General features: G+C 60.0%; 12 protein-coding genes. 7 read left to right on the top strand and 5 right to left on the bottom strand.

The genetic code is table 11. The features are described 5' to 3' along the window. The first annotated feature begins 2 nt into the window (after positions 1 to 2). The 7 genes from GA830_RS01465 (at position 3) to GA830_RS01435 (ending at position 7,797) form a co-directional block, all read left to right on the top strand. Complete coding sequence (locus tag GA830_RS01465; protein ID WP_195163378.1) at positions 3 to 920, top strand: 3-keto-5-aminohexanoate cleavage protein; 918 nt, start codon at positions 3 to 5, stop codon at positions 918 to 920. A gap of 33 nt (positions 921 to 953) precedes the next feature. Then, positions 954 to 2,009, top strand: coding sequence for a 3-hydroxyacyl-CoA dehydrogenase NAD-binding domain-containing protein (locus GA830_RS01460; RefSeq protein WP_195163377.1), 1,056 nt, complete (start codon positions 954 to 956; stop codon positions 2,007 to 2,009). A gap of 88 nt (positions 2,010 to 2,097) precedes the next feature. Continuing rightward, entirely contained in the window at positions 2,098 to 3,261 is a 1,164-nt protein-coding gene (locus tag GA830_RS01455) for an acyl-CoA dehydrogenase family protein (RefSeq protein ID WP_195163376.1), read from the top strand. Positions 3,262 to 3,270: 9 nt separating this feature from the next. Next, on the top strand, positions 3,271 to 4,005 hold the full coding sequence (locus GA830_RS01450) for a DUF2161 domain-containing phosphodiesterase (RefSeq protein ID WP_195163375.1): 735 nt from the start codon (positions 3,271 to 3,273) through the stop codon (positions 4,003 to 4,005). Then, complete coding sequence (locus GA830_RS01445; protein ID WP_195163374.1) at positions 4,002 to 6,074, top strand: acetate--CoA ligase family protein; 2,073 nt, start codon at positions 4,002 to 4,004, stop codon at positions 6,072 to 6,074. The genes GA830_RS01450 and GA830_RS01445 overlap by 4 nt, the downstream gene beginning before the upstream one ends. After that, on the top strand, positions 6,071 to 6,853 hold the full coding sequence (locus tag GA830_RS01440) for a carnitinyl-CoA dehydratase (RefSeq protein WP_195163373.1): 783 nt from the start codon (positions 6,071 to 6,073) through the stop codon (positions 6,851 to 6,853). The genes GA830_RS01445 and GA830_RS01440 overlap by 4 nt, the downstream gene beginning before the upstream one ends. A 2-nt stretch (positions 6,854 to 6,855) precedes the next feature. Further along, positions 6,856 to 7,797, top strand: a complete 942-nt coding sequence (locus GA830_RS01435; protein WP_195164706.1) for an alpha/beta hydrolase — start codon at positions 6,856 to 6,858, stop codon at positions 7,795 to 7,797. A 3-nt stretch (positions 7,798 to 7,800) separates the two neighbouring features. Here GA830_RS01435 and GA830_RS01430 read toward each other — a convergent pair whose 3' ends face one another. The 5 genes from GA830_RS01430 to GA830_RS01410 are packed head-to-tail and all read right to left on the bottom strand — an operon-like array spanning position 7,801 to position 13,714. Next, entirely contained in the window at positions 7,801 to 8,640 is an 840-nt protein-coding gene (locus GA830_RS01430; RefSeq protein WP_195163372.1) for an alkaline phosphatase family protein, read from the bottom strand. 4 nt (positions 8,641 to 8,644) lie between these two features. Beyond that, positions 8,645 to 10,318 (bottom strand): ABC transporter ATP-binding protein, encoded by a 1,674-nt coding sequence (locus GA830_RS01425; protein ID WP_195163371.1) that lies wholly within the window; start codon positions 10,316 to 10,318, stop codon positions 8,645 to 8,647. Beyond that, entirely contained in the window at positions 10,311 to 11,141 is an 831-nt protein-coding gene (locus GA830_RS01420; RefSeq protein WP_195163370.1) for an ABC transporter permease, read from the bottom strand. The genes GA830_RS01425 and GA830_RS01420 overlap by 8 nt, the downstream gene beginning before the upstream one ends. 11 nt (positions 11,142 to 11,152) lie before the next feature. Further along, on the bottom strand, positions 11,153 to 12,112 hold the full coding sequence (locus GA830_RS01415) for an ABC transporter permease (RefSeq protein WP_195163369.1): 960 nt from the start codon (positions 12,110 to 12,112) through the stop codon (positions 11,153 to 11,155). A 12-nt stretch (positions 12,113 to 12,124) separates the two neighbouring features. Continuing rightward, positions 12,125 to 13,714, bottom strand: coding sequence for an ABC transporter substrate-binding protein (locus GA830_RS01410; RefSeq protein ID WP_195163368.1), 1,590 nt, complete (start codon positions 13,712 to 13,714; stop codon positions 12,125 to 12,127). Positions 13,715 to 13,847 lie beyond the last annotated feature (133 nt).

Genomic DNA, 13,847 nt, shown 5'->3' with positions numbered 1-13,847 from the left:
CGATGCCACTTGCCATGAACCGCGACGTATTCATCACCTGTGCGGTGACAGGTTCGGGCGGGACCCAGGACCGCAGCCCGCATGTGCCACGCTCGCCAAAGCAGATTGCCGATTCTGCCATAGATGCGGCCAAGGCTGGCGCTGCCATCGTTCACTGCCATGTGCGCGACGCCGAAAGCGGCGCGCCCCGACGCGACGTGGCGCTTTACCGCGAGGTGACCGAGCGCGTCCGTGATGCGGGTGTCGATGTGGTGCTTAACCTCACAGCCGGGATGGGCGGCGATATGGTGTTCGGACCGCCGGACAAGCCATTGCCGCTGAACGAAAAAGGCACGGATATGGGCAGTGCGGCTAACCGGATGGAGCACATTCGCCAGTGTCTGCCGGAAATCTGCACGCTTGACTGCGGCACCATGAACTTTGCCGAAGCCGACTATGTGATGACCAACACGCCCGGTATGCTGCGTGCCATGGGCGGCATGATGACCGAGCTTGGCGTGAAGCCGGAGATCGAGGCGTTCGACACCGGGCATTTGTGGTTTGCCAAACAGCTGGTCTCCGAGGGCGTGCTAAAGCCAGACGCTTTGGTGCAGCTATGCATGGGGGTGCCATGGGGAGCACCCGACGATCTCAACACCTTTATGGCGATGGTCAACAATGTGCCTGCGGACTGGACATGGTCGGCTTTTGCGCTTGGGCGCAACGAGATGGCTTACGTGGCCGCGTCAGTGTTGGCCGGCGGCAATGTGCGGGTCGGCCTCGAAGACAATCTTTGGCTCGATAAGGGCGTGCTCGCCACCAACGCCCAACTGGTGGAGCGTGCCGTTACCATCGTCGAGAACATGGGCGCGCGCGTGATCGGACCTGAAGACGTCCGTAAAAAACTCAATCTTACGAAGCGGGCGCCGCTCGCGGTATAAACATTTCGCGCAGAAGCGCCGGAGGGGAAAACAATGGCAATTCACAAGGCAGCCTGTATCGGCGGCGGTGTTATCGGTGCCGGATGGGTGGCGCGGCTGGTGCTGAACGGTATCGACGTTTCGGTGTTCGATCCCGACCCGGAGGCCAAGCGCAAGGTCGATGAAGTGATGAAGGGCGCACGCCGCGCCTATAAGCGCCTGGCCACTGCAGGCCTGCCGAAGGAAGGGAAGATTTCCTATGCCGCGACGATTGAAGAGGCCGTCCGTGAGGCCGACTTCATCCAGGAAAGCGTGCCCGAGCGTTTGGAGCTGAAGCACAAGGTGCTTGCCGAGATCGATCTACATGCGCCATCCAGCGCCATAGTCGGCTCGTCGACCTCCGGCATCAAGCCGACCGACATGCAGGTGGCGATGAAAAAACATCCAGAGCGCCTGGTAGTCGGCCATCCGTACAATCCGGTCTACCTGCTGCCAATTGTCGAGATCGTTGGCGGCGAGCAGACCTGGGACGAGGCGATTGAGCTTGCACGTGAATGCTACACCGAGATCGGAATGAAGCCGGTGGTGATCCGCAAGGAGATCGAGGCCTTTGTCGGTGACCGCCTTCTCGAAGCCATGTGGCGCGAGGCGCTGTGGCTGATTAAGGACGGCATCTGCACGGTCGAGGAACTCGATGATATCATGCGCTATGGCTTCGGCCTGCGCTGGGCGCAGATGGGAATGTTCCAGGTCTATCGCGTTGCCGGCGGCGAGGCCGGCATGCGGCATTTCATGGCGCAGTTCGGACCCTGCCTGCAATGGCCATGGACAAAACTCACAGATGTGCCGGAATTCAACGACGAGCTGGTGGACCTGATCGCGACGCAATCGGATGAACAGTCCGGCCAATGGTCAATCCGCGAACTGGAAAAAATCCGCGACAACAATCTGGTCGCCATCATGGAAGCGCTATCGAAGGAAAACAAAGGTAAGGGCTGGGGCGCCGGCGCGCTGCACAAGGATTATGTGAAGCGGCTCGGTGTTGGCGCCAAAGTGTCGCCGGCTGCGGCCAAGGCAAAGGCTTTGAAGAAGAAGAAGGTGCGGGCGTGAAGGTCGGAAAGTCTCCTCTCCGGCCCTTCGGCCGAGCGACGCGAGGCGGAGAAGGGGGTGCGCGCCCTTTTAACTGGGGGAGTGCGTCATGAATTTCGGCCTCACCGAGGAACAGAACCTCATCGTCGAGACCACACGCGCCTTTGTCGAGGCAGAGCTCTATCCGCATGAGGCGGAAGTAGAGCGCACTGGACATCTGCGGCCGGAACTTGTCGCCGAGATAAAAGCCAAGGCGATTGCAGCCGGGCTCTATGCGGCCAATATGCCCGAGGATGTCGGTGGTGCCGGCCTCGATACGCTGACCTGGCTGCTTTACGAAAAGGAACTTGGCCGGGCCAACTATGCTTTGCACTGGACCTGCGTCGCGCGACCCTCCAACATTCTTTTGGCCGGCACGCAGGAGCAGCGGGAGAAATATTTGTTCCCGTGTATCCGCGGTGAAAAATCCGACTGCCTGGCAATGACAGAACCCGGTGCGGGTTCGGATTTGCGCGGGATGAAGGCAAGTGCGGTCCAGGATGGCAGCGACTTCATCCTGAACGGCACCAAGCATTTCATCAGCCATGCCGACATCGCCGATTTCGCCATCGTCTTCATGGCATCGGGCGAGGAGGAGACGCCGCGCGGCAAACGCAAGAAAATCACTGCCTTCTTCGTCGACAAGGGTACGCCGGGCTTTTCCGTGCGCGATGGCTATCGCAATGTCTCACATCGCGGCTACACCAACTCAATCCTTGAATTCGACGATTGCCGGCTGCCGGCTTCCCAGGTTCTGGGCGAGGTCCACAAGGGGTTCGAGGTTGCCAATTCCTGGCTTGGTGCAACGCGGCTGCAGGTGGGTGCCACCTGTCTCGGCCGTGCCGAGCGGGCGCTTGATCTGTCCATCTCCTACGCTGCCGAGCGCCAACAGTTCGGCCAGCAGATCGGCAAATTCCAGGGCGTTTCGTTCAAGCTGGCCGACATGGCAACCGAACTTAAGGCTGCCAATCTGCTGGTGATGGAAGCCGGTTGGAAATATGACCAAGGCAGCGTCACCGATGAAGACATGGCGATGGCCAAGCTGAAGGCGACCGAGGTGCTTGCTTTCATCGCCGACGAGGCAATCCAGATTCATGGTGGCATGGGGCTGATGGACGATCTGCCGCTCGAGCGCATCTGGCGCGATGCGCGGGTGGAACGCATCTGGGAAGGCACCAGCGAAATCCAGCGCCACATCATTTCGCGAGCGCTTTTGCGGGCTGTGGGTGGATAGACTGGCTGCATGACCAAAGCCGCTATTCGCGAGATTGATCTCTATATGCCCATCAAGCGGTTGCTTGAAGGGCAGGGCTATATGGTCAAGGGCGAGGTCGGCGCCGTCGATGTCGTGGGAGTTCGCGACGGGGACGAGCCGGTGATCGTTGAACTGAAGACGGGATTTTCGCTTTCTCTTTTGCATCAGGCCATCGACCGCCAGGCGATTTGCGATACCGTCTATGTCGCTGTGCCGCGTGGGTCGGGACGGGCATCGATGACTGCGCTCGCCGGAAACAAAAGCTTGTGCCGGCGACTTGGTCTTGGCCTCATCACCGTGAGGCTGTCGGACGGATTTGTGGAAGTCCATTGCGACCCCGCGCCCTACAAGCCGCGGCAATCCAAGCCGCGCAGAACACGTTTGTTGCGCGAATTTGCCCGGCTGGTTGGTGATCCGAATACCGGCGGCTCGACGCGCCGCAACCTCATCACCGCGTATCGCCAGGAAGCGCTGGTGTGTCTGCGGATGCTGGCCGAGCACGGGCCAAGCAAGGCGTCCGTCGTCGCCAAGGCGACCCGGATCGGCCATGCGCGCCGGCTGATGGCGGACAATCACTATGCCTGGTTCGAGCGTATCGGAACTGGCGTCTACGGGCTCGGCCCGAAAGGCATTGAGGCAACCGTTGCCTATGCCGCCGAGATTGAGAATTTGATTTCGAACCGTGTCGACTACCCCATTATCGCTGCTGAGAGCACCGCATGAACCGCCTGGAACGCCTGCTTCGGCCAAAATCCATCTGCGTAGTCGGCGGTGGCGGGTTTGGAACCAATGTCGTCAAGCAGACGCTCAAAATGGCTTTTCCAGGTGACATCTGGGTCGTGCACCCGACAAAGGATAGTGTGGAAGGCGTCAGGGCATACAAGTCGGTGGCTGACTTGCCGGGGTCGCCGGATGCGACGTTTATCGGCGTCAATCGCAATCTCACGATCGATGTCGTGCGACAGTTGCGCGAACGCGGTGCCGGTGGAGCGGTGTGCTTTGCGGCAGGCTTTGCCGAGACTGGCAGCTATGATGCGGATGGTGCGCGGCTGCAGGATGCGCTGATAGAGGCGGCCGGCGCGATGCCGGTTATTGGCCCTAATTGCTACGGGCTGATCAATTACGCAGACGGAGCGTTGTTGTGGCCCGACCAGCATGGAGGCGCGCGGCTGGCGCCAGGTGCGCGCGGCGCGGCCATCATCACCCAATCTTCCAACATTGCCTGTAACCTGACCATGCAGACGCGAGGGCTACCCGTCGCTTTCCTGATGACGGCGGGCAACCAGGCACAGACCGGGCTTGCCGAAATGGCGCTCGGACTGATTGAGGATGAGCGCGTTTCCTGCCTGGGACTTCACATCGAGGGCTTTGATTCGGCGTCGGGCTTTGAGGCTTTGGCGGCGCGAGCACGCGTGTTGAAGAAACCGATTGTCGCCATGAAAGTTGGCCGCTCCGAACAGGCTCGGGCTGCGACCGTCTCGCATACGGCTTCGCTGGCCGGCTCGGATGCTGTTTCTTCGGCCTTCCTGAAGCGCCTGGGCATTGCGCGCGCAGACACCGTTCCATCGTTTCTGGAAACGCTGAAATTGCTGCATGCGGTCGGCCCGCTGTCCGGCACCCGGCTGTCGTCGATGAGCTGCTCGGGTGGCGAGGCGTCGGTCATGGCTGACAGCGCGGAGGGCCGAAGTGTCTTTTTCCCGGCGCTGACGGACGCTCATAAAATGCGGGTCAGTGAAGCACTCGGGCCGCTGGTCGCGGTCGCCAACCCGCTCGACTACAATACCTATATCTGGAACAACCAGCCGGCGATGACGGCGACCTTCGGCGCGATGGTATCCGGTGGTTTCGACCTCAACCTGCTGGTTCTGGATTTCCCGCGAATCGACCGCTGTTCGGACGCCGACTGGTGGCCGACAGTCAGCGCCTTCGACGCGGCGCTGAAAGCGCATGACGCGAAGGGGGCGATTGTCACCTCGATGGCCGAGAATATTCCAGAGGCGCATGCCGAAGAACTGCTCCGGCGCGGAATCGTGCCTATTCTTGGCATTGCGGAAGCCATGGATGCGGTAGAAGCAGCTGCCATGATCGGGCGGGCGTGGGGCAGGGAAGTGTCGCCGCCGGTTGCTGGTGGCACCGCGAGGGCGGTCTTAGCGCAACAGTCTCCCGATGAAGCACAAGCCAAATCCATGTTTGCCGCGTTCGGCCTGCCGGTCCCCACTGGCAGGCGCGCTGAGACCGTGGAACTGGCGGTCGCCGCTGCAAGCGCCATCGGCTATCCCGTGGCAGTGAAGGCGCTTGGGCTCGCCCACAAGTCCGAGCTTGGCGCTGTACGGCTCAACCTCAGGGACGCCAATGCCGTTCAACATGCGGCTTCCGATCTCGCCGTCCTCGGTCACGGACTTTATGTAGAGGCAATGGTGCAGCACCCCGTTGCAGAACTCATCGTCGGCATTGTTCATGATCCGCTTTTCGGGCCGGTGATGACGGTGGGCAGCGGCGGTGTGCTGGTCGAGCTGTTGCAGGACAGCACAACGCTTCTTCTGCCGGCTAACCGCTCAGACATCGAGGCAACGCTGCGCGGGTTGAAACTGTTTCCGCTGCTCGACGGCTTCAGAGGTCGCCCGAAGGCTGACCTTGCTGCTGCCATTGACGCCATCCACAGCATCGGCGCCTTTGCGCTGGCTGACCCCGGAAGCATCGCCGAACTCGACATCAACCCGCTAATCGTATGTGCTGAGGGCGAGGGCGCCTTCATCGCCGATGCGCTTCTTGTGACTGGAGGAAACCCATGACCGATGTGATCAAGACCCGCCGTGAAGGCGCTATTCTTGAGGTCACGCTCGACCGGCCCAAGGCCAACGCGATCGACCTCAAGACCTCGCGTCTGCTTGGCGAGACTTTTCAGGCGTTTCGCGATGATCCGGACTTGCGCGTTGCCATTGTCAAAACTGCCGGCGACAAGTTCTTCTCGGCGGGCTGGGATCTCAAGGCTGCAGCAAGCGGCGATGCTGTTGATGGCGATTATGGCGTCGGCGGTTTTGCCGGCCTGCAGGAACTGCGCGACCTCAACAAACCGGTGATTGCCTGCGTGAACGGCATGGCGGTGGGCGGCGGCTTCGAGCTGGCGCTCTCCTGCGATTTGATTTTTGCCTCCGACCATTCCAGTTTCGCACTGCCGGAGATCAAGGCCGGCACGCTGGCGGACGCCGCAACCATCAAGCTGCCCAAGCGCATTCCCTATCATGTTGCCATGGACCTTTTGTTTACCGGGCGCTGGATGGACGTGGCGGAAGCGCATCGTTGGGGTCTGGTCAACGAAGTTTTGCCGGCAGACGCGCTCGAAGCGCGCGTCTGGGAGGTTGCGCGGCTGTTGGCTGGCGGACCGCCGTTGGTCTTCGCTGCTATAAAGGAGGTGGCGCGACGCGCCGAGGCGATGGAATTCCAGGACGCGATGAACTGGATCACCAAACGCAAACTCCGCACCGTCGACGAACTTTATGGTTCGGAAGACAATATGGAAGGGTTCCGCGCCTTTTCTGAAAAGCGCGAGCCTGTGTGGAAGGGCAAATGAGTTTGGCCGATTATACGAAGCTCATCGACGCCGAGACCTGGGCCTTCATCGACAAAACCAACGGTTTTTATCCACCCGATGCATCGGAGCTGAGCATCGTTGAGAACCGCGTCATCTATGACCGCATGTGCCGGGCTTTCTTTGCCGGCTATCCGGATGGTGTGGTGGTGGAAGACAGCATTGTGCCGCAGACAGATCATGTTATTCCGGTGCGGCTCTACCGGTCGCAGAGCGGCACGGCACAGGCGCAGGTCGTCTACTTTCATGGCGGCGGCTTTGTCCTCGGGGGGCTCGACAGCCATGACGATATCTGCGCGGAGCTTTGCCAGCGTACCGGCTTCGACGTCACCTCTGTCGACTATCGGCTGGCGCCGGAGCATGTGCATCCAGCTGCATTCGACGATGCGCTGGCGGCGTTCGAGTGGGCGTGTTCGCGCTCGCCGCTGCCAGTTGTTCTGTGCGGGGATTCAGCCGGTGGCAATCTTGCAGCGGCCGTGAGCCATGCCACGCGTCGGCATCAGCGACGCCCGGCCGGGCAGATGCTTATCTATCCGGGCCTGGGCGGCGACCAGACGGGTGGTTCCTATCTGACGCACGCACACGCGCCGATGCTCACCGCGAAGGACATCGACATGTACAGGACTATCCGCAGCGGCGGGCGTGAGGTGACCGGCGATATCACCAGTGCGCCGCTTGCTGATGCTGATTTTTCGAACCTGCCGCCGACCGTCATCATCACTGCCGAGTGCGATCCGTTGTCTTCTGATGGCGAAGCCTATGCATCGCGCATCCATTCGGCGGGGGGCAAAGCGTGGTGGTTCGAAGAACCTGGGCTAGTTCACGGCTATCTGCGCGGCCGCCACAGCGTCGGTCGCGCAGCTACCAGCTTTAGCCGGATCGTTGATGCAGTATCAGCGCTCGGGCGTGGGAACTGGGTTCTCTAGTCTTCAACCCAGAAACGGTTTCGCCTTCATCGTCGCCGGCGCGTCCAAACCCAACCGTTTCAGGATAGTCGGTGCCAACTGTAACTGGTCCAGCAGAGTGTCGGCGCGCGGGCCTTTGGCAGAGCCGAAATAATAGAGGGCAAAGTCCTGCATTTCGTCGTCATGGCCGCCATGATGGCCGCGATCGGTCTGGCCGTGATCGGCAGTGACGATGACTTCATAGCCGGCTTCGCGCCAGCGTGGCAGGAAGGCGGCAAGCTGGGCGTCCATGACGAACAGCGCGTGATCCATCTCACCGCAGTCATGGCCGAAGCGGTGTCCCATGGAATCAAGCGTGCAGGTATGCAGGATGCCATAGTCGAGCGCGAAGCGCTCCGTCAGCATGGTCAGTGTGGCAAACAGATCGGCGTCGCTCGGCGTCGTCTGGTTGATCAAATTATAGCCCGTCATGGTGTGGAAACGGCCGTGGGTTATCGGGCCACCCGGCTCGTCATATTCGATATCGCGGATGAAATCGAAGGGCGCGCGGTTGAAGAATTCCGACCAGTAGGAATGCGTAACAGCGCCGGTCACTCCGCTGGCCTTCGTCACCTCAGAAAATACATCCGGCTGGGATACCCGAAAGCGCACATCGTTGGAGAGAATGCCATGCACCTGCGGCGGCACCCCTGTATGGATCGAGGCGTAGCAACATCCCGATGTCGAGGGCAGCACCGAGCGCATTTTCCACTTCTGCGCTTCGCCGGATTGCACCCAGCCTTCCAGATTGCCCATGAACTTGCCCCAATTGCGCCAGGGCAGGCCGTCAAGCACAATGACAAGGAGCTTTGCATTGAGTGTCATGCGACTAGTTTCCTGCACTTTCCATGCGGCGGGTGCCGATCGCCTTTTCCAGCCAGCCGATTTCCATTTCCGGAACCGATGACAGGAGTAGCTCGGTATAGGCGTCGAAGGGCGGGGTCAGGACCTCGCTCTTGGCTCCGTAGCGCACCACCTCGCCGCGATACATGACAGCGATGGAATCAGCGATAGACTTCACTGTCGCCAGATCGTGGGTGATGAACAGATAGGCGACGTCTTCCTCCGCCTGCAACTCGAGCAAAAGTTTCAAGATCCCGTTCGCCACCAGTGGATCCAGTGCCGATGTGACCTCGTCGCAGATGATCAGGCTAGGCTTGGCGGCGAGAGCGCGGGCAATGCACACACGCTGTTTCTGGCCGCCAGAGAGTTCAGCCGGATAGCGGTCGGAAAAGCCCGTGCCCATTTCGATCTTGTCGAGCAACTCGGCCACGCGGGCATCGCGTTCGCTGCCACGCATGCCGAAGTAGAATTCCAGCGGCCTGCCGATGATGGTGCCGACAGTTTGGCGCGGGTTCATTGCCACGTCTGCCATCTGGTAAATCATCTGCAGTTCGCGCAATTCGTCCTTGCTGCGCGCCGAAAGACGTCCGGGTAGCGGCCTTCCCTGAAAGGCGATGGTGCCCTGCTCAGGCGGCAAAAGCCCGGTGATGGCGCGTGCGAGCGTCGATTTTCCCGAGCCGGATTCCCCAACGACGGCGAGCGTCTGGCCGGCATAAAGGTCGACCGAGACATTTTTCAGCACTTTTACCAAGCCGTCGCCGTAAGCAGCGGTGACGTTTTTCACCGATAGGATAGGCTTGGCACCTTGCTGCTTTTTCTCGTCATGGGTGATGTGGTGCACCGAAACGAGGGCGTTGGTATAAGCCTGACGCGGCTCCTGGATGATCTGCTCGGTGTCGCCCCATTCCACCAGCTTGCCGTTGCGGAGCACCATGATTTCGTCTGCCACCTGTGCCACGACAGCGAGGTCGTGGGTGATGTAAAGGGCGCCAACGCCGGTGTCGCGAATGGCGTCCTTGATGGCTGAAAGAACGTCGATCTGCGTGGTTACGTCTAGCGCAGTCGTGGGCTCGTCGAAGACAATCAGATCCGGCTCGGAGCACAACGCCATGGCTGTCATCACGCGTTGCAACTGGCCTCCGGAAACCTGGTGCGGGTAGCGTTCACCGATGGTTTCGGGATCGGGAAGCCCGAGTTTCCTGAACAGGCCCACCGCGCGCTTCTCGGCCTCGGCGCGTTTGGCGGTGCCGTGCTCAATGGTGGCTTCTACCACCTGATCCATCAGCTTGTGCGCCGGGTTGAAGGCGGCAGCTGCGGATTGCGCCACGTAGCAGACCTCACGGCCGCGCAGCTTGCGCAATCCGCCGGTGCCGGTCTTAAGGATATCGCGGTCATTTAAAATGACCTCTCCGCCAGTGATGCGTACGCCGCCCCGACCATAGGCCATGGAGGACAGGCCGATGGTCGATTTGCCCGCGCCGGACTCGCCGATCAGACCGAGTACCTTGCCACGATGAAGGGTCAGCGAGACATCATCTACAATGGTGATGGAGCGTGGCTTCTCGCCTGGTGGATACACCGTCGCCTCAATGCGAAGATTGCGGATATCCAGCAGTGGCTTGTCGAGGTTCTCGCTGCGCGGAAAAGGTTTTCTAGCCATTGCCGCGTCCTCCCTTGAGATCGCTGGTTCGGTTCAGCACCCAATCGGCGACCAGATTAACGGAGATCGCGAGGGCTGCAATCGCCGCTGCCGGAATCAGGGCGGCAGGTATGCCGAAGACTATGCCGTCCTTGTTTTCCTTGACCATGCCGCCCCAGTCGGCGTCAGGCGGTTGCACGCCGAGGCCGAGGAAGGAGAGCGCCGACAGGAACAGAACCGCATAGATGAAGCGCAGGCCGAGTTCAGAAATTAGCGGCGACAGCGCATTAGGCAGGATTTCGCGAAAGATGATCCATACCATGCCTTCGCCGCGCAGTTTTGCTGCCTCGACGAAATCCATGACGTTGATATCAACTGCGACCGCGCGCGACAGGCGGTAGACGCGGGTGGAATCCAGAATGCCCATCACCATGATCAATGTGATCAATGTGGAGGGCAGCACCGAAAGCACGACGAGGCCGAAGATGAGGGTTGGTATCGCCATCAACAGATCGACAAAGCGCGACATCAGCGTGTCGAACCAGCCTCCTACTACCGCTGCAGCAAAACCCAGGATCGCCCCAAGCGAAAAGGAAAGTGCGGTGGCCAGCACGGCGATGAAGATGGTGGTGCGGGCGCCGTAAATCATGCGCGAGAGAAGATCGCGACCAAGGTTGTCAGTGCCAAGCAAATGCTCATCCGACATCGGGCCCCAGACATCACCCACTATCTGGCTGTTGCTGAAGGGTGCAATCAACGGAGCAAAGATGGCTGCGAAGAGGAACAGCCCTGTCAAAATCAGGCCGATCAGTGCCGGCAAAGGAATGCGTTTCAGGTCAAGCATTGTCACGCCCCCTATTTCGGATGCCGGAGGCGCGGATTGGCGAGAATGGCGCCGATGTCCGCAATGATGTTGAGAAAGATGTAGACTGCGGCGAAGATCAGACCGACAGCCTGCACCACCGGCACGTCGCGCTTGGCGACATGGTCGACCAGATATTGTCCCATGCCCGGATAGACGAAAATCACCTCGACCACGACGACACCGACAATCAGGAAGGCGAGGTTGAGCATCACGACGTTGATGATCGGCGCGATGGCGTTCGGCAAGGCATGTCTGCGGATGACATCGATGGCCGAAAGCCCCTTCATCTCGGCAGTTTCGATATAGGCCGATTGCATAACGTTGAGGATGGCGGCGCGGGTCATGCGCATCATGTGGGCAAGCACCACCAAGGTGAGTACGGCAGCCGGCAAAGCTATAGCCTGCATGCGATCGAGGAACGGCATGCCGTCATAGACGGTCGAAATGCCGGGGAAGATCTGCCATTTCACCGCGAAGAAATAAACCAGCAGGTAGCCGATGAAGAATTCGGGAAACGAGGTGGAGGCCAACGCCAGCCCGGAAATCAACCGATCGACCCAGCCATTTCGGTAGCGTACGGCCAACAGACCCAGTCCGATGGCAAGCGGCACGGAAACGGCAGCAGCCCAGAACGCCAGAAAAAGTGTATTCCACAGGCGTCCGCTGATCGAGCTGGCGATATCCTGTCCGCTCGAGAGCGCGGTGCCCAGATCGCCGGTCATGATGCCGCCGAGCCAGTTGAAATAGCGGATATAGGCCGGGTCGTTGAGGCCCAGTTCAGCGCGCAGATTGGCAAGCGCCTGAGGGGTTGCGGATTGTCCGAGGATGGATTGCGCAACGTCGCCGGGGAGAATTTGAGTGCCGGCGAAGATGAGGACCGAGACGGCCAGGAGGAGCAACAAGCCCAGCGCAACGCGCTGGGCTATCAGTTTGAGAATCGGCGATGTCATTGGCAGCCTCGATCAGGCCGCCAACCAACATTTCGCCAGCGCGTAGCCGTCCATCATCTCGCCTGATGGATGCGATTCCCAGCCACCAATCTTGTCTGACGAGGCATCAATGAAGTCGTTAAACATCGGCAGGATCACTCCGCCTTCGTCACGAACCATGACGGCTGCATCGCGATACATGGCCTTGCGTTTGGTGTCGTCCAGCTCACCGCGCGCAGCGATGATCAGCTTGTCGAAGTCCGGACGCAGGAAGCGGGTGTCATTCCAGTCTGCGGTGGAAAGATAGGCAGTGGAATACATCTGGTCCTGGGTCGGGCGCCCGCCCCAGTAGGACGTGGAGAAGGGCTGCTTGTTCCACACTTCAGACCAGTAGCCGTCGCCTGGCTCGCGCTTGATTTCCACCGTGATGCCGGCTTTCGCACAGCTCTGCTGGTAAAGCTGTGCTGCATCGACAGCACCAGGGAAGGCAACATCAGAGGTGCGCAGCAGGATAGCGCCGTCATGGCCAGACTTCTTGAAGTGGAAGGCGGCCTTGTCGGGATCATAGGCGCGCTGCTCGATATCGTTGGAATAGAGCGGATAGGCAGCGTTGATCGGGAAGTCATTGCCGACAGAACCATAGCCACGCAGGATCTTGTCGAGCATCTCTTCGCGGTTCATGGCGTATTTCAGCGCGAGACGCAGGTCCAGATTATCAAAAGGCGCGGTGTTGCAATGAGCAATGAACACATAGTGGCCTGGGCCGGACACGTTGCGGATAGTAACGCCCGGAACGCGCTTGACGAGGTCCACGATCTTCGGCTCGACGCGATTGATCATGTGGACTTGACCGCCCTGCAGCGCGGACGTGCGTGCCGTGGCGTCGTTGATGACGATGATCTCGATCTGGTCGGCATGGCCGACTTTGTCACCCATCCAATAATTGGCGAAGCGCTCTCCGCCGGCGCGCACGCCCGGCTCGTTGACTGTGACCTTGTAGGGGCCAGCGCTGATGCCGGCAGTCGGATCATCCTTGCCGCCATTGGGCTGGACGATCAAATGGTAGTCAGTCATCAGGTAGGGCAGATCGGCATTGGGCTGAGTGAGGGTCACGACAACGTTCTTGCCGTCGACCTTCATGGATTCAATGCCTTTCATGATGCCCAAGGCACCTGACTTTGATTCCTCGTTGGAGTGGCGCTCAAGCGTTGCCAGAACATCTTCCGCGCTGACAGTCTTGCCATTATGGAATTCCACGCCGTCGCGGATCTTGAATGTCCATTCCTTGGCGTCGGCGGAGGCGTTGACCTCTTCGGCGATGCGGTTCTCGATCGTGCCATCCGGCTTCAGCGCCAGCAGATATTCGCCCCAGCATTTGCCGAACGAAAATGGCACTTGGCTGAGGAACGTTGCCGGGTCGAGATTGTTGGTGGCTTCACCGCCTTGCATGCCGGCCTTGAGGATGCCGCCCTTGACAGGACCTTGGGCCAGTGCGGCCGAGCCCAGCAACGTGTTGGCAAAGGCGGCACTGACGCCGAGTGCGGCGGCGCGGCCTAGAAAATCGCGCCGGCTGAGTTTGCCAACAGCAACGTGACGGCTCAGAAATTCAAGTTCTTGCGACATATGTGTGGTTCCTCACTCTGTTGGGTTCGCCTGTATTCAGGCTGTTTTTGTTGCTGGAATAGTGGACGCAAGCCTTACCTTGCGACAAGGCCGATTGCGACATTACGTGGCGTAAATGGTATGTCGCATTTGG

The sequence above is a fragment of the Mesorhizobium sp. NBSH29 genome, from assembly GCF_015500055.1.
GTDB lineage: Bacteria > Pseudomonadota > Alphaproteobacteria > Rhizobiales > Rhizobiaceae > Neomesorhizobium.
Note: the sequence above shows the minus strand (reverse complement) of the source record. Positions and strands in the feature narration are given on the sequence as shown.